Below are 15,173 nucleotides of genomic sequence, written 5' to 3'. Positions count from 1 at the left end.
GAGGCCCAGTGGCACCGGTAGCACCCGTAGCACCCGTGTTACCTCGAGGCCCAGTTGCACCAGTAGCACCCGTGTTACCTTGAGGTCCGGTAGCACCAGTAGCGCCCGTGTTACCTCGAGGTCCGGTAGCACCAGTAGCGCCTGTGTTACCTCGAGGCCCAGTGGCACCAGTAGCGCCCGTGTTACCTTGAGGCCCAGTGGCACCGGTAGCACCCGTGTTACCCCGAGGTCCAGTGGCACCAGTAGCGCCCGTGTTACCCTGAGGCCCAGTGGCACCGGTAGCACCCGTGCGCCCGTATTACCTCGAGGTCCGGTAGCGCCAGTAGCGCCTGCTGGCCCAGTAGGCCCGGTAGGTCCTTTAATGAATGAAGCAGAATTAACTAGAGCGGTTTGTAATGCTGCTATTAATTTAAGAAGCTCTTGAAGTGTGCAAGGGTCGATTCGGAATAGTTTTGTAATGTATAGTAAATAATTAATTAGATTTTGAAGCTCGATAAATACAGCGCTTGCTACGAAGGTTGGATTTTTTAATATAGTTATTAAGTTTTTAATAATAGCTAACCCTTGTGCTTTCAGGGAGGAAGTAGCGTCTAGTGAACAAATAAATTTACTTAGTAGGTTCAATGTATCGATTAGATCTTCAATGTTTTGAGGAGATGGATTTGCGAAAAGTTTTGGGATTATTTTTGTTAAATCAATAATGATTGCACGGAATGTTCTAAGTTGTACCTTAGTAACTGGGATTGATGGGGTATTTGGGATTCGTCCGGCGCTACTTGGAAAGCATGGTTTGGAGAATTTGTTCTGACTGTCGTTAAAATGAGACATTAAATCTCTCCTTTCTCATGAGGATATGAACGAAACTCATCATAGTAGATGCAAAAATTAGTTAAATGGTCATAGTAAAATCGTTTGTTTAAAGAAAAAATAGAAAAAACGCCTTATCATAAGGCGTTTTTTCTATTTTCTGCGTATTGATAATATCGTTTTAGTGAAACTTTTGATTTGAATCCAGCTAGTTTTATAATTTCTGACTCCGGAGTTTCTTTTTTTATTAAGTTTAAAATATAGGTGTTACGAAAGTGTTGTCCTGAGATTCCTTTGCGTAAATTAGCTCTAGATACTTCAAGGCGAATCATTTTTTGGATAGCGATTTCTGTTAATCCCTTCGGTGCATCATTTTCGTATACCCATCTGTATGTTCCACGATTAAAATCAAATGCGATAAATAATGGGTCATGGCTATGATATTTTGGACGAACGGGTTCAGGGATGCTTTTGTAATAAGCATATAGTTGTTTTTTGTCTTCGTTAGTTAATGTAATTGTTCTTTCTACCCCTGCGGTTGCTGGGATAGATAATGTGTTAGTTTCAAAGTGGACGTGATGCAGAGTTAATGCTGTAAGTTCCTGTAAGGATAATCCATAGTCGATTAATAAGTTTAAAATAACGATATTACGATCTATCAATAAAGGGCGCACAGGACGTTGTTTTTCTGAAAGTCCTTCCAATGAAGAGACTATATGTTTTAATCTTTTTTCCTCATCAGATGAAATGAAATCTTCATCGCGAAGCCTGCGGTCTGGTTGGATAGAAATTTCCATATTCTTTAATGGATTAGGGATGTTTAGAAAGTGATGCATTCTATTTAATACAATAAATACACGGTGCATCGTTTTCTCTGAGTAATGTCGATTCTTTTTTAAGTCGAAAAAATAATCTTCATAGTCTTTTGTACAAAGTGTAGCCCATATATTACTGGAAGGGAGCTTTTTGTTTTTTTTTAACCAATGTCCGAAATCTTCAATGTCATAAACATAACGTTTAATGGTTGAAGGTTTTCGGCCTTTATTCAATAAAAAAATAGAAAAGGCTTGTATTGTATCATGGAATTCCGTTGTCTCCATAGTCCCACCACCTTCATTATTTCTTATATTATAGCAAACTTTTCTGAAAATAGTCATTTGCAAGGGAGACAGGAATAATAATATTTGGTGAGTGGATAAAGCGAAATTTTAATCAGTGGGATTTTGTTAATCCATCGCTGATCATTAGCCTGCACCAATCGGGCATTTACGGGCAATTATCTGCCGCCTAACTTCCTAATATTTGCTGAATTTTGAGGTGGGAGTCTTACTGCTCGCAAATAGCGGGATAAAATGAGGTGATTGTATGGAACAATCGATGCGAAAGAAAAATAATAATCAAATTAATATTGTGTTAAATCATCGAAAGAAAATTTCTTTACCAGCCGCAGAAAATAAAACAGTAATTTCAAATGAAACTACTACGAAACATGAGATGCTGCAAAGAATTGAAGAAGAAATGGGAAAGCTTATTGGGATGGATGATATAAAAAAGATAATAAAAGAAATATATGCTTGGATTTATGTAAATAAAAAAAGACAAGAAATAGGGTTAAAGTCTGAGAAGCAAGTACTCCATATGTTGTTTAAAGGGAATCCAGGTACAGGGAAGACAACTGTTGCTAGAATGATAGGGAAATTGTTGTTTGAGATGAATATTCTATCAAAAGGGCACTTAGTTGAAGCTGAACGTGCGGATCTTGTAGGAGAGTACATCGGTCATACAGCTCAAAAAACAAGAGATTTAATAAAAAAAGCAATGGGAGGTATTTTGTTTATTGATGAGGCGTATTCATTAGCCCGAGGGGGAGAAAAAGATTTTGGGAAAGAAGCAATTGATACACTCGTAAAGCATATGGAGGATAAACAACACGGTTTTGTATTGATATTAGCCGGATATTCAAGAGAAATGAATCACTTTCTTTCATTAAATCCAGGTCTGCAATCACGTTTTCCGTTTATAATTGAATTTGCGGATTACTCAGTAAATCAGCTGTTAGAAATAGGGAAGAGGATGTATGAAGAACGTGAATACCAGTTATCGAAAGAGGCTGAATGGAAATTTAGAGATCATTTACATGCCGTAAAGTACTCATCGCAAATTACATCGTTTAGTAATGGAAGATATGTACGGAATATTGTTGAAAAATCGATTCGTACACAGGCTATGCGGTTGTTGCAAGAGGATACGTATGATAAATATGATTTAATTGGGATATCAAGTTGTGATTTGATGCTTGAAGAGGAGACGCACAGTACGTAAACTGTGCGTCTGTTTTTTGTATAAGTGCTTTTACTCTTTTTTTGCTTTTTCTTGATAAGATTTATGGAAGTGTTCCATTTTAGCGCTTTTTTCGTGTGCAGAATTAGGATCGTGTCCAATTTGACCTACTGAGCTTTTTTGAGCGCCTTTATTAACATGGTTTGTCATTTGTATTCACCTCGCTTTGAGGATTAGTATAAACATTATGTAAAGAAAAACTCATTAGAAAAGAAAAACCTCTTTACGATATGTAAAGAGGTTAGATTGCTATTTATGCATTGAACGTTCTTTTGTATCGATACGTCTATGCGGTAAATGCCATTTGTAATGAATAGAAACCATGCGGAAGCAAACAATTAAAATGAATAAGGTATATAGAGCCCAATCGCTAACAATAATTTGAGCGCCGATTAAGAAACCTGCTAGAATCGTCCAAAAGGCATATACTTCAGCTCGAAGGACGAGAGGTTTTCTGCGGGCTAAAAGATCGCGGATAATACCACCGCCAATACCAGTTAAAACAGCTGCTACGATTGTAGCGCTAATTGGTAAATTTAATTTTTGAGCATATAATGCTCCTTGTACGGCGAATGCTGATAAGCCAATAGCATCAGTGATATTTTCCCACTTTTTCCAATGTCTAATTAATTTATTAGGAAAAAGAAAAATAATCGTCATTGATAGTAGTGCGATTTGGAATAACATGTCTTGTTGCCAAAACGCGACAATCGGATAACCGATTAATAAATTACGAAGGGCACCTCCCCCAAATGCGGTTGCCATTCCTAAAATATACACCCCGAAAATATCATAATCCTCTTCCATTGCAACAATGGCTCCGCTTAGTGCGAAAGCGATTGTGCCTATGATGCTAAAAATCTCCCATGCCATGAATTTTCTCCCCCGCTAACTAGATGAAATGTGCTTCCTCTGCTATTATATTAGAAGGTTTAAATTTCGAAAAGGATGAGTGAACATATTTGATGGAAGAAAAAGAAAAAGTCATATTAGTAGGCTGTCAATTGCCACAAGATGATGATGAAAAGTTTATGCATTCCATGAAAGAGCTTGCATCGCTAGCGAAGACTGCACGAGCAGAATTGTTAGTGTCTACAACGCAAAAACGACCGAAGTTTCATCCGGCGACCTATATAGGTAAAGGTAAATTAGAAGAGCTTACAATGTTAACGGAAGAATTAGAACCGGATGTTATCGTATTTAATAACGAATTAACGCCGAGTCAAATTCGGAATTTATCCTCAGTATTAGATGCGAGGGTGATTGATCGAACGCAACTAATATTAGATATTTTTGCGCAACGTGCGAAGTCGAGGGAAGGTAAGCTTCAAGTAGAATTAGCTCAGTTGCAATATACAATGCCACGTCTTATGGGGCAAGGATTGTCTTTATCACGTCTTGGTGGTGGTATTGGAACGAGAGGGCCGGGTGAGACGAAACTTGAGACGGATCGTCGTCATATTCGATCACGCGTTGATGAAATAAAGAAACAACTTGCAGTTGTTGTGGAGCATCGAAAAAGATATCGTGAGAGAAGAAAAGATAATAAAGTATTTCAAGTTTCATTAATAGGGTATACGAATGCGGGAAAATCTACACTGTTTAATAGATTGACGGAAGCAGATACGTTTGAAGAAAACTTGTTGTTTGCAACGCTAGACCCGACGACAAGGAAGATGCCGTTACCTTCAGGTTATACAGTATTACTAACTGATACGGTGGGCTTTATACAAGATTTACCTACGTCATTAATTGCTGCTTTTCGTTCGACATTAGAAGAAGCTGGTGAAGCGGATGTTATTTTACATGTAGTTGATTCAGCGGATCCTAATTATGTAGGGCATGAGAAAACAGTAAAACAATTATTGTCAGAACTTGAAATTAATCATATTCCTATTATTACGTTATATAATAAAAAAGATGAATTACATCAAAACTTTATTCCGTTTCCGAAAAGTGACTTCTTAATGACTAGTGCCTTTGAACAAAGTGATTTATTGCATATAAAAGAAGCGATAGAAACGAAAATGAAGGAAGAAATGAATCGTTATCAAGTGGAAATTCCACCGAGTGAAGGTAAGTTGTTAACGCTATTAAAGACGGAGACGCTATTAACAAAGATGGAGTTTCTGGAAGATAAATTTGTATATAATTGCGTGGGGTATATTTTTGCTCATTCATCGCTTAATGTGCAATTAAAGAGATTTTTAGTGGAAGAAGGAGAAAATAAAAATGTTTGATCGTTTGAAAAATGGAGAAAAAATTGCTCCAATCGTAAAAGAAGTAGAGAGCCAGATTACAGAAGTACATAAACGCGCGGATGAAGTAATTGAAAGCAATCAGTTTCGAGTGTTAGAAAGTTTCCGTAAACATAAAATTAGTGACTCGCATTTTATTCCGACGACAGGTTACGGTTATGATGATATTGGCCGTGATACGTTAGAAAAAGTGTATGCGGATGTATTTGGAGCGGAAGCGGGTCTTGTTCGTCCGCAAATTATTTCAGGTACTCATGCTATTTCTACAGCGTTATTCGGTGTTTTACGTCCGGGAGATGAGTTATTGTACATCACTGGCAAACCGTATGATACATTAGAAGAAATCGTTGGTGTACGCGGAAAAGGTGTAGGTTCATTTAAAGAATATAATATTGGTTATAATGCAGTTCCGCTTACTGAAGAGGGGCTTGTTGATTTTGGAGCTGTTGCGACTGCAATTCATAGTAATACGAAGATGATTGGGATTCAGCGCTCAAAAGGTTATGCTACTCGTCCATCGTTTACTATTTCTCAAATTAAAGAGATGATAGCATTCGTTAAAGAAATTAAACCTGATGTTGTTGTGTTTGTAGATAACTGTTATGGTGAGTTTATTGAAGAGCAAGAACCATGTCATGTAGGTGCAGATTTAATGGCAGGTTCGCTTATTAAAAACCCTGGTGGTGGAATTGTTAAAACTGGTGGTTACATTGTTGGTAAAGAACAGTATGTTGAAGCGTGTGCATATCGTTTAACATCTCCGGGAATCGGTGCGGAAGCAGGGGCATCTTTATACAGTCTGCAAGAAATGTATCAAGGTTTCTTCTTAGCGCCGCATGTAGCGGGACAAGCGCTAAAAGGTGCGATTTTTACAGCTGCATTTTTAGAGAAGTTAGGAATGAATACATCACCAGCATGGAATGCACCAAGAACAGATTTAATTCAGTCTGTTCAATTTGATGATAAAGATCGTATGATTGCATTCTGCCAAGCGATTCAATATGCATCTCCAATTAATTCTCACTTCACTCCATATGCCAACTATATGCCGGGTTATGAAGATGATGTAATTATGGCTGCGGGAACGTTTATTCAAGGTGCAAGTATTGAATTGTCAGCTGATGGTCCAATTCGTCCGCCTTATGTTGCTTACGTGCAAGGTGGATTAACTTATTCACATGTGAAGATTGCGATTTGTTCTGCAATTGATGCGTTAATTGAAAAAGAATTATTAACAATTTCTTAAGGGGAAGCTGTCGATTTCGACAGCTTTTTTCGTGTGAAAGTAATGATTAATCTCATTAGAAAAAAGAATGAAAAAATTTATAAAAAAATCATGTAAGAAAAGCTAACATCTATTGACACTAAACATAACATGGTATAAAATGAGAAGCAGTTAAGGCGAAGGAGGAACTGAAACAATGAAAGAAGATAGACGTTCTGCCCCGCTGTTTCCTATTGGTATTGTTATGGATTTAACACAATTATCTGCACGTCAAATTCGCTACTATGAAGAGCATAATCTTGTTTCTCCAACCCGTACAAAGGGGAATCGTAGATTATTTTCATTTAACGATGTAGATAAGTTGTTAGAGATTAAAGATTTATTAGATCAAGGCTTGAATATGGCTGGTATTAAACAAGTGTTACTAATGAAAGTAAATCAAACAGAAACAGTGAAAGTAAAAGAAGAAACGAAAGAAATTTCAAAAACTGAGCTTCGCAAAATACTTCGAGATGAACTACAACATACAGGTAGATTTAATCGGACTTCATTGCGACAAGGTGACATTTCAAGGTTTTTTCACTAAAGATAACTGATTCTGAAGGTGTTTAGAGGGACTAAGGAGGAATTTATAATGGCTAGGTACACAAGAGAAGATATTTTCCGTTTGGCGAAAGAAGAGAATGTAAAGTATATCCGCTTACAATTTACGGACCTTTTAGGAGTAATTAAAAACGTAGAAATTCCAGTGAGCCAATTAACAAAAGCTCTTGATAACAAAATGATGTTTGATGGATCTTCTATTGAAGGTTTCGTACGTATTGAAGAATCTGATATGTACTTATATCCAGATTTAGATACTTGGGTAATTTTCCCTTGGACAGCTGAAAAAGGAAAAGTAGCTCGATTAATCTGTGATATTTACAATGCAGATGGCACTCCATTTGATGGCGATCCACGTAACAACTTAAAGCGTGTATTAAAAGAAATGGAAGCATTGGGATTCTCAGATTTCAATCTTGGACCAGAGCCAGAATTCTTCCTATTTAAAGTAGATGAAAAAGGAAATCCAACATTAGAATTAAACGATAACGGTGGATACTTCGACCTTGCGCCGATGGATCTAGGGGAAAACTGTCGTCGTGATATCGTTCTTGAACTTGAAGAAATGGGCTTTGAAATTGAAGCGTCTCACCATGAGGTTGCTCCAGGGCAACACGAAATTGACTTTAAATATGCAAATGCAATTCGCTCATGTGATGACATTCAAACATTCAAACTTGTTGTAAAAACAATTGCTCGTAAACACGGTTTACACGCAACATTTATGCCAAAACCATTATATGGTGTGAACGGTTCAGGTATGCACTGTAACTTATCACTATTCAAAAATGGTGAGAACGTATTCTTCGATCAAAACGGTGACTTACAATTAAGTGATGATGCTCGTCACTTCATCGCAGGTATTTTAAAACATGCACCAGCATTTACAGCGGTAGCAAATCCAACTGTAAACTCTTACAAGCGTTTAGTACCTGGATACGAAGCTCCTTGTTACGTAGCATGGTCTGCACAAAACCGTAGCCCATTAGTACGTATCCCTGCATCTCGTGGTATTAGTACACGCGTAGAAGTACGTAGTGTTGACCCAGCTGCAAACCCATATTTAGTAATGGCTACATTATTAGCAGCAGGTCTTGATGGAATTAAAAACAAATTAACTCCACCAGCTGCAGTAGACCGTAACATCTATGTAATGACAAAAGAAGAGCGCGAAGAAGCAGGTATCGTTGACTTACCAGCAACATTAGCGCAAGCATTAGTTACATTACAATCTAATGAAGTAGTATGCGGTGCACTAGGAGAACATTTACTTGAGCACTTCATCGAAGCAAAAGAGATTGAGTGGGACATCTTCCGCACGCAAGTTCACCAATGGGAACGCGATCAATATATGTCTCTATACTAAGAGAGAAAAAAGCCTTGATACTACGGTATCAGGGCTTTTTTTTATTTGTGGGCAAATATAAAGGCTTGTGAAATGAATTAGATGGGTGCCCGCAAAGTGCTCGAAAAAAGTCATGTGGATTATTTAAAATGCGTGCTAGCTATGAATGAAAATGTGGAAGTTGAAATATGGTGTGGATGTATTTAATTCGAAAATTAAGTATTGAAAAATATAGTACCTTGCAATGAATAATACTAAGTGGTATATTATGGATATAACGGGTACCGTGTATTGAATAGTACTGAAATGAGAAAGGGGGATTGACCTTGAACGTTCAGTTTAAAAAAGGCGTGTTAGAACTGTGTGTTTTAGCACTTGTGAAACGTAAAGATTGTTACGGCTATGAACTTGTTCAGCAAATCTCAAATAAATTTTTAATATCGGAAGGGTCAGTGTATCCTTTATTACGTCGTTTAACGAAAGAAGGATATTTTCAAACGTATTTAAAAGAATCTACAGAGGGACCGCCTCGTAAATATTATCAACTAACTGAGCAAGGGGAAACGCAACTGAATTTGTTAGTAACGGAGTGGCGTGATTTTGCAAAAGGCGTACAAGAAATTATTGAAGGGGTGGAATGGGATGAGTAAAGAACAGTTTCTTAAAGAATTATCAAGTCATCTTAGAAAGTTACCGGAAGAAGAGAGGAAAGATATTTTATTTGATTATGAAGAGCATTTTCAGTTTGGAATAGAAAAAGGAAAAACTGAATCGGAAATAATAAAGGGCCTTGGCTCTCCGAAAGTAATTGCAAAAGACTTACTTGCTTTGTATCGCTTTGACGAAATGAAAAAGGACCCATCAACTACCAATATAACAAGGGCTGTTATGGCAGCGATTGGACTTAGTTTGTTTAATTTTATTATTGTGTTAGGCCCGTTAGTTGCAATTATTGCTTTTATATTTTCCTTCTGGCTCGGTGGAATTGCTAGTGTAGTGACACCATTTTTCGTTATTGGAAAAGTATTTATGGGTACTTTTATATGGTTGGATTTATTCGTTAGTATAACGTTTGTTGGAGTAGGTTTGTTGTTATGTATTATCGCTTATTATAGTACGAAGTGGTTTAAAAAGTTATGCGTACGTTATGTAATATGGAACTTCAAAATGATAAAAGGGGAGTAGATGATGAAGAAAATATTGTTAGTAGCTATCGCTTGTATCATTATTGGAGTAATAGGGATTTCACAAACATATGAAAAAGCAGTGCAAACTGCAGAAGAAGGAAATAAAGAAGACGTAATTAAAAACGAAACACTAAAAAATATAGAAGTTAAGTTAGATGCTGGGGATATTGTTGTCCAAAAATCTCCCGACTCTTCTTTTTATGTAAAGCAATCAGGAGATGTACGTAAACACGAGGTTCGTATTGCCGAAGATGGTGACACATTAAAAATTATTGGGGAAAGAGAAAAAGGTGCTTCATTTGATTTTTCTTTTTACGATTTTAGATTTCAAACGTCTACAATAACTCTCCTTGTGCCTGAACGTTCATACCAAGAGATAAAAATAAATTCATCAGCTGGACAAATAGAAATAAGTGATGTGAAAAGTGATTGTGTAAGTGTTGGGACACTCGCTGGAGAAGTAGATTTGAAAAATGTCACAGCAAAAAGTGTGGAAGGATCTTCAAAAGCTGGTGAGGTGAGCTTTAAGAAGGTAATAGGAAAAGTAACTGCGAAGTCGGCTAGCGGGGAAGTGCATATTATGGATCATGATCCTAAATATGATGTAGAGGCAAGTTCAACCGCTGGGGATGTAGATATTACTTTATTAGAAAAACCACAAGATGCAGTTATAACTGGGCAAAGTGCTGCTGGCGAAGTAATGATTTTTAATGAAGAAAATAAAAATATAACAATTGGCAATGGTAGTAAAAAGATTAGTGGTAAAACAGCTGCTGGCGATGTGACGATTGAAACTCGTTCATAAGAAATAAAATGTATGGAAATCTATCAAAATACAAAAAAAGAAGATAATTACCGTATATAAATAAGGTAATTATCTTCTTTTATTATTCTTAATGTAAATCACGATATACGCCAATTACTTTTCCAATAACTGACACTTGTTTTAAAATGATAGGTTCTAATGAAGAGTTTTCCGGTTGTAGACGGAAATGGTCTTTTTCTTTATAGAAACGTTTTACAGTTGCTTCGTTATCTTCTGTTAAAGCGACTACAATTTCACCGTTGTATGCAGACTGTTGTTGGCGAACAACAACTAAATCTCCATCGAAAATACCAGCTTCAATCATACTATCTCCGGAAATACGTAACATAAATACTTGGTCTGCTCCAGCAACAATGCTAGCTGGAAGTGGGAAATGATCTTCTACACTTTCAACTGCTGTAATAGGTAATCCAGCAGTAACTTTTCCGACAATTGGAACTTGAATAACAGATTGTGTCTCTGTATCCATTCGGTTGTCACCTAAAATTTCAATTGCTCGTGGTTTTGTTGGATCGCGTCGAATATATCCTTTTTCTTCTAGTCGTGATAAATGTCCGTGCACTGTAGAACTAGAAGCGAGGCCGACTGCTTGACCGATTTCACGTACGGAAGGTGGATATCCTTTTTCTTGTACTTTTAGCTTAATAAAGTCGAGAATGTCTTGCTGGCGTTTCGTTAACTTTTCCATGTTTTCTAACACCTCGTTTTCTTTCATTTTTCTTATTAATAAGTATAACATGCGAAAAAACATTCTACAAACATAAGTTCGAACGAAAGACGAATTTATGATACACTATAAGGAAAATATAGTGAGAAAGAAGGGTTCAATATGAATGCAATTATTTATGCACGTGTGAGCACAACAAAAGAAGAACAGGAAACATCATTATTGCGTCAAAAAGATGAATTATTGCATTTAGCTGAGCGCTATCAAATGAATGTTGTAAAGGTGATTGAGGAGCAGGCTAGTGGTTATACAATTGAACGTGATGGCATATTAGAAGTGCTAGATACAATTCGCGATGAACAAGTTGATGTACTTCTCATACAAGATGAAACGCGCCTTGGTAGAGGGAATGCAAAGATTGCATTAATGCACTGTTTACATAAAGAGGGAATAAAAGTATATACGCATACGCATAATGGAGAATTAGAACTCTCTGACTCTGATTCGATGGTACTAGATATAATTGGGATTGTTGAAGAGTATCAAAGAAAGATCCACAATTTAAAAATTAAACGTGGCATGCAAAGAGCGGTAGAGAAAGGATTTCGTCCAGAGAATAATTTGAAAAATCGTCATTTAAGTATAGGACGTGAGAAAAAAGAAGTGCCAATTGAGGAAATTGTACGTTTACGCCGGAATGAATTAACTTTTGAAGAAATTGCAGCAACACTTCGTGGTTTTGGTCATGATGTTTCAAAAGCAACTGTACATCGAAGATATGTAGAATATACAAAGCAATTGCTTGATAAAGAGGACTAACTATTGTATGATAATAATCAGTTTTGAGTAAAAGGGGGATTCGAGATGCAAAGTCACGAACTCATTGAACGCATTAACTTCTTAGCGAAAAAAGCAAAAGCTGAAGGTTTAACTGAAGAAGAACAACGTGAGCGCCAATCGCTACGTGAACAATATTTAAAAGGATTTCGTCAAAATATGTTAAACGAACTTAAAGGAATTAAAGTTGTTAACGAAGAAGGTACTGATGTTACACCGGCGAAATTAAAAGCTTTAAAAAAGCAAGATAATGCAAAATTAAACTAAAAGATGGGCGAAGCCCATCTTTTTTATTTATTATATCCGTTATTTAATAACTTTCCAGTTGTTATTGACTGTTGCTTCTATCTTTTTGTGCTTCAATATATAGTTAGCGATAAGTTCAGACATATCTGTTGGTATGTCTTTTATTACGGGCTTATTTTGAAACATAAAGAAGTTCCCTCCGCCACTTGCGCGATAATTATTCATAACGACGTCATATTCTTCATTCATATGAAGTGGAGCGCCTTTATACTGTAAGGATTCTACTCTCTCGCCAATTGGTTTGGAAATGTTTAATACGTACGAAATTCCTTCCCACATATCGTAATTATAGTGTTGCGGCTTTGGTTCTATGTAGGTGGGGTTTACGATGATAGTTCCATCTGCTTTTAATATGAAATAAGAAGCAGAGAGTTCAAGGGCATCTTTTATATCCGCTCCAGTTATTCTAATTACTTTTAATGTATTTGGATAAATATAATTAGAAACGATGTCACGCATTGTTACATATTTCGGGAAACCTGGAGATGTATTATGGAATAAGCTTGTACAAGAAATGGAAACATTAGCTATATCCATCTGTATTTTATTTATGAATTCAATAAAAGGATGGTCTTGCAAACGAGTTTGCATAGCATCTGAAATTTGCATGTTCCCATAGATTACTCCAATAGGTTGATCGAGCCAATTTTGTGTTTTTTCTTCATAATCGGCAACCAAGGAAAGAATATGTTGGTCAGCCTCAATTCCTTGTACGGGCAATAATTGTGAATCACTCTCTTTTTTTACCCATTTTTTTTCTGTTTTTTCGAATGTTACTGTTACTTTTCCAACGGAGTGTCCATTGCATCCAGTCTGTAAAATTGTTACACCATTCATTACGGTGTGAGCGATTTCCCGGTGTTGGTGGCCTGTTAGTAAAATGTCTATGCCTTCAATTTCATGGCACATTGCATATCCTTGGTTTTCACCTGTTAAAACTTCAGTCGGTACCCCAGTTTGTAAATCGCGTTCAAATCCCCCATGGTAGGCTACGACTAATAAATCGGGTTTCTCGTGTTCGTGAATGTAAGAAACCCATCTTTTTGTTGTTTCTAATGCATCTTCAAATTGTAAATCTTGAATGTGATGGGGTTGTTCCCAATTGGGAATGTAATGCGTTGTCATCCCTAAAATAGCAATTTTTATATTTGATTCAATATGTTTTATTATATATGGTTTCCTGAAATAAGGTTCTTTTCTGTTTTTATCTAAAATATTTGCTGATAGATACGGAAAGTTTGCAGTAGAAATAGCATTATTTAATATGTCCATTCCATAATTAAATTCATGATTCCCAATAACTGCAGCATCATAACGTAAATAGTTCGCTAATAAAGACATTGGATTTTTCTTATCTTCTTCATATGTAGCGTAATGATAAGTAAAGGGTGTTCCTTGTATGAAGTCACCGTTATCAATTAAAAGAACGTTTCTATTTTGGGAACGTTCTTTTTTTATAAGAGTAGAAATTTTGGCTAAACCAATTTCAGCTTGGGAGTTATCTTGGTAGTGAATTGGATAAACAGTGCCATGTATATCACTTGTTAATAAAATGTTTAAAGTTACAATTTGATTTGGATTCAATATCATTCACCTTTTCTATTGTTATCTACTAATTAAGCATATCAAATATATGAAGAGAATTTTAATGAGAATGTATAGAATGTGTAAAGATTCTGTAAATAAGAAAATATACGTGAAAATGTGTGATATATTTCTTCATGTTTACGGAAGGCAATTTTATAACAACAAAATTGGAGGCATTAATATGTTGAAAAAAGTTTTTGCAATGAGTACGACAGTTGTACTAGCGGCGGGATTATTAAGTGGTTGTGGAACGAAAGAATCAAGTGCAAGTAAAACTGAAGATACGAAAAAAGGTTATGTACCGAAGACTTTAAATGTTCAATTTGTTCCTTCTCAAAATGCAGATACGTTAGAGGCAAAGGCAAAACCATTGGAAAAGTTATTAAGTGATAAATTAAATGTTCCGGTAAAAGTTAGTATTTCAACGAATTACAATACAATTGTAGAAGCGATGGCGTCTAAGCAAGTAGATGTAGGGTTTTTACCTCCAACAGCGTATGTGCTAGCGCATGAGAAAAAGGCTGCAAACGTAATTTTACAAGCACAACGTTTTGGAGTAGATGATGAAACGGGAGCTCCTACAAAGGATTTAGTAGACTTTTATAAATCTGAGTTTGTAGTTAAGAAAGATTCAAATATTAACAGTGTAAAAGATTTAAAAGGTAAAAAAATTGGTTATCAAGATGTAACGTCATCAGCGGGGTATGTATGGCCTGCGGCTGTATTGTTAAAAGAGGGAATTGATCCGCTAAAGGATGTGAAACCTGTTACATTAAAAGGTCACGATCAGTCGCTGATTGCTCTTTTAAATGGTGATGTAGATGTATCTGTTGTATTCCAAGATGCTCGTAATATTGTGAAAAAAGATTATCCGAATATATTCGATCAAACGAAAATAGTGAAATTTACGGAAAAAATTCCTAACGATACGATTTCGGTACGTTCTGATTTAGATGCAGAGTGGAGTAAGAAATTACAGGACGCTTTCATTGAAATAGGAAAGAATGAGGAAGGTCACAAAATCATTAAAGAAGTATATTCACATGAAGGATATGTTAAATCTGATGATAGTAAATTTGATATCGTTCGTGAATATGGAAAGAAAGTAAAAGCGCAATAATACATATGGAAATGGCAGCTAACTGGAAGGTGTATGTTTCCAGTTAGTTTGCCATTTTGAATACA

16 protein-coding genes and 1 pseudogene are annotated in these 15,173 nt (G+C 36.2%); 11 read left to right on the top strand and 6 right to left on the bottom strand.

All coding sequences use genetic code 11. The annotated features are described in order from the left end of the window. A pseudogene (locus GFJ36_RS19290) lies at window positions 1-828 on the bottom strand (collagen-like repeat preface domain-containing protein); the annotation flags it as partial. A gap of 116 nt (window positions 829-944) precedes the next feature. Further along, entirely contained in the window at window positions 945-1,907 is a 963-nt protein-coding gene (locus tag GFJ36_RS19285; RefSeq protein ID WP_088064237.1) for a tyrosine-type recombinase/integrase, read from the bottom strand. A 265-nt stretch (window positions 1,908-2,172) separates the two neighbouring features. Between GFJ36_RS19285 and spoVK the strand changes: the two genes are divergently transcribed. Next, complete coding sequence (spoVK, locus tag GFJ36_RS19280; RefSeq protein ID WP_087982006.1) at window positions 2,173-3,129, top strand: stage V sporulation protein K; 957 nt, start codon at window positions 2,173-2,175, stop codon at window positions 3,127-3,129. A 30-nt stretch (window positions 3,130-3,159) separates the two neighbouring features. Here spoVK and GFJ36_RS29205 read toward each other — a convergent pair whose 3' ends face one another. Then, window positions 3,160-3,297, bottom strand: a complete 138-nt coding sequence (locus tag GFJ36_RS29205; protein ID WP_165775587.1) for a hypothetical protein — start codon at window positions 3,295-3,297, stop codon at window positions 3,160-3,162. A gap of 99 nt (window positions 3,298-3,396) precedes the next feature. Then, window positions 3,397-4,020, bottom strand: coding sequence for a trimeric intracellular cation channel family protein (locus GFJ36_RS19275; RefSeq protein ID WP_000312270.1), 624 nt, complete (start codon window positions 4,018-4,020; stop codon window positions 3,397-3,399). Window positions 4,021-4,112: 92 nt separating this feature from the next. Between GFJ36_RS19275 and hflX the strand changes: the two genes are divergently transcribed. From hflX to GFJ36_RS19240, 7 genes are all read left to right on the top strand, one after another. Further along, window positions 4,113-5,387 (top strand): GTPase HflX, encoded by a 1,275-nt coding sequence (gene hflX / locus GFJ36_RS19270; RefSeq protein WP_141555657.1) that lies wholly within the window; start codon window positions 4,113-4,115, stop codon window positions 5,385-5,387. After that, window positions 5,380-6,651, top strand: a complete 1,272-nt coding sequence (locus GFJ36_RS19265; protein ID WP_000460307.1) for a methionine gamma-lyase family protein — start codon at window positions 5,380-5,382, stop codon at window positions 6,649-6,651. Before hflX ends, GFJ36_RS19265 begins: the two co-directional genes overlap by 8 nt. A 175-nt stretch (window positions 6,652-6,826) precedes the next feature. Further along, a complete protein-coding gene (gene glnR / locus GFJ36_RS19260) occupies window positions 6,827-7,216 on the top strand; it encodes a transcriptional repressor GlnR (RefSeq protein ID WP_000656785.1) in 390 nt (129 codons plus the stop codon). A 48-nt stretch (window positions 7,217-7,264) separates the two neighbouring features. Further along, complete coding sequence (gene glnA, locus GFJ36_RS19255) at window positions 7,265-8,599, top strand: type I glutamate--ammonia ligase (protein WP_000135338.1); 1,335 nt, start codon at window positions 7,265-7,267, stop codon at window positions 8,597-8,599. 305 nt (window positions 8,600-8,904) lie between these two features. Next, window positions 8,905-9,228: a PadR family transcriptional regulator gene (locus tag GFJ36_RS19250; RefSeq protein WP_001102620.1), complete on the top strand. Its 324-nt coding sequence runs from the start codon at window positions 8,905-8,907 to the stop codon at window positions 9,226-9,228. After that, a complete protein-coding gene (locus GFJ36_RS19245) occupies window positions 9,221-9,763 on the top strand; it encodes a DUF1700 domain-containing protein (RefSeq protein WP_097889939.1) in 543 nt (180 codons plus the stop codon). The genes GFJ36_RS19250 and GFJ36_RS19245 overlap by 8 nt, the downstream gene beginning before the upstream one ends. Further along, a complete protein-coding gene (locus GFJ36_RS19240; protein ID WP_088064234.1) occupies window positions 9,764-10,570 on the top strand; it encodes a DUF4097 family beta strand repeat-containing protein in 807 nt (268 codons plus the stop codon). Between the two features lie 88 nt (window positions 10,571-10,658). On the opposite strand, the gene lexA is transcribed toward GFJ36_RS19240, so the two are convergent. Continuing rightward, a complete protein-coding gene (gene lexA, locus GFJ36_RS19235; protein WP_000413737.1) occupies window positions 10,659-11,279 on the bottom strand; it encodes a transcriptional repressor LexA in 621 nt (206 codons plus the stop codon). A 141-nt stretch (window positions 11,280-11,420) separates the two neighbouring features. Here lexA and GFJ36_RS19230 point away from each other — a divergent pair, with 141 nt between their 5' ends. Continuing rightward, window positions 11,421-12,077, top strand: coding sequence for a YneB family resolvase-like protein (locus GFJ36_RS19230; protein WP_046956545.1), 657 nt, complete (start codon window positions 11,421-11,423; stop codon window positions 12,075-12,077). A gap of 45 nt (window positions 12,078-12,122) precedes the next feature. Continuing rightward, window positions 12,123-12,362: a DUF896 domain-containing protein gene (locus tag GFJ36_RS19225; RefSeq protein ID WP_001190582.1), complete on the top strand. Its 240-nt coding sequence runs from the start codon at window positions 12,123-12,125 to the stop codon at window positions 12,360-12,362. 39 nt (window positions 12,363-12,401) lie between these two features. Here GFJ36_RS19225 and GFJ36_RS19220 read toward each other — a convergent pair whose 3' ends face one another. Beyond that, entirely contained in the window at window positions 12,402-13,985 is a 1,584-nt protein-coding gene (locus GFJ36_RS19220) for a bifunctional metallophosphatase/5'-nucleotidase (protein WP_098230160.1), read from the bottom strand. A 184-nt stretch (window positions 13,986-14,169) separates the two neighbouring features. Between GFJ36_RS19220 and GFJ36_RS19215 the strand changes: the two genes are divergently transcribed. Then, a complete protein-coding gene (locus tag GFJ36_RS19215) occupies window positions 14,170-15,108 on the top strand; it encodes a phosphate/phosphite/phosphonate ABC transporter substrate-binding protein (RefSeq protein ID WP_141542801.1) in 939 nt (312 codons plus the stop codon). Window positions 15,109-15,173: the final 65 nt, after the last annotated feature.

Origin of the sequence: Bacillus sp. EE-W1 (genome assembly GCF_009760835.1) — a bacterium.
GTDB lineage: Bacteria > Bacillota > Bacilli > Bacillales > Bacillaceae_G > Bacillus_A > Bacillus_A wiedmannii.
This window is presented reverse-complemented; position numbering and strand designations above follow the sequence as displayed.

Bases quoted from the DNA above. Each gene is read 5' to 3' on its own strand.
- GFJ36_RS19285 (WP_088064237.1), bottom strand. From the start codon at position 1,907: ATGGAGACAACGGAATTCCATGATACAATACAAGCCTTTTCTATTTTT.
- spoVK (WP_087982006.1), top strand. From the start codon at position 2,173: ATGGAACAATCGATGCGAAAGAAAAATAATAATCAAATTAATATTGTG.
- GFJ36_RS29205 (WP_165775587.1), bottom strand. From the start codon at position 3,297: ATGACAAACCATGTTAATAAAGGCGCTCAAAAAAGCTCAGTAGGTCAA.
- GFJ36_RS19275 (WP_000312270.1), bottom strand. From the start codon at position 4,020: ATGGCATGGGAGATTTTTAGCATCATAGGCACAATCGCTTTCGCACTA.
- hflX (WP_141555657.1), top strand. From the start codon at position 4,113: ATGGAAGAAAAAGAAAAAGTCATATTAGTAGGCTGTCAATTGCCACAA.
- GFJ36_RS19265 (WP_000460307.1), top strand. From the start codon at position 5,380: ATGTTTGATCGTTTGAAAAATGGAGAAAAAATTGCTCCAATCGTAAAA.
- glnR (WP_000656785.1), top strand. From the start codon at position 6,827: ATGAAAGAAGATAGACGTTCTGCCCCGCTGTTTCCTATTGGTATTGTT.
- glnA (WP_000135338.1), top strand. From the start codon at position 7,265: ATGGCTAGGTACACAAGAGAAGATATTTTCCGTTTGGCGAAAGAAGAG.
- GFJ36_RS19245 (WP_097889939.1), top strand. From the start codon at position 9,221: ATGAGTAAAGAACAGTTTCTTAAAGAATTATCAAGTCATCTTAGAAAG.
- GFJ36_RS19240 (WP_088064234.1), top strand. From the start codon at position 9,764: ATGATGAAGAAAATATTGTTAGTAGCTATCGCTTGTATCATTATTGGA.
- lexA (WP_000413737.1), bottom strand. From the start codon at position 11,279: ATGGAAAAGTTAACGAAACGCCAGCAAGACATTCTCGACTTTATTAAG.
- GFJ36_RS19230 (WP_046956545.1), top strand. From the start codon at position 11,421: ATGAATGCAATTATTTATGCACGTGTGAGCACAACAAAAGAAGAACAG.
- GFJ36_RS19225 (WP_001190582.1), top strand. From the start codon at position 12,123: ATGCAAAGTCACGAACTCATTGAACGCATTAACTTCTTAGCGAAAAAA.
- GFJ36_RS19215 (WP_141542801.1), top strand. From the start codon at position 14,170: ATGTTGAAAAAAGTTTTTGCAATGAGTACGACAGTTGTACTAGCGGCG.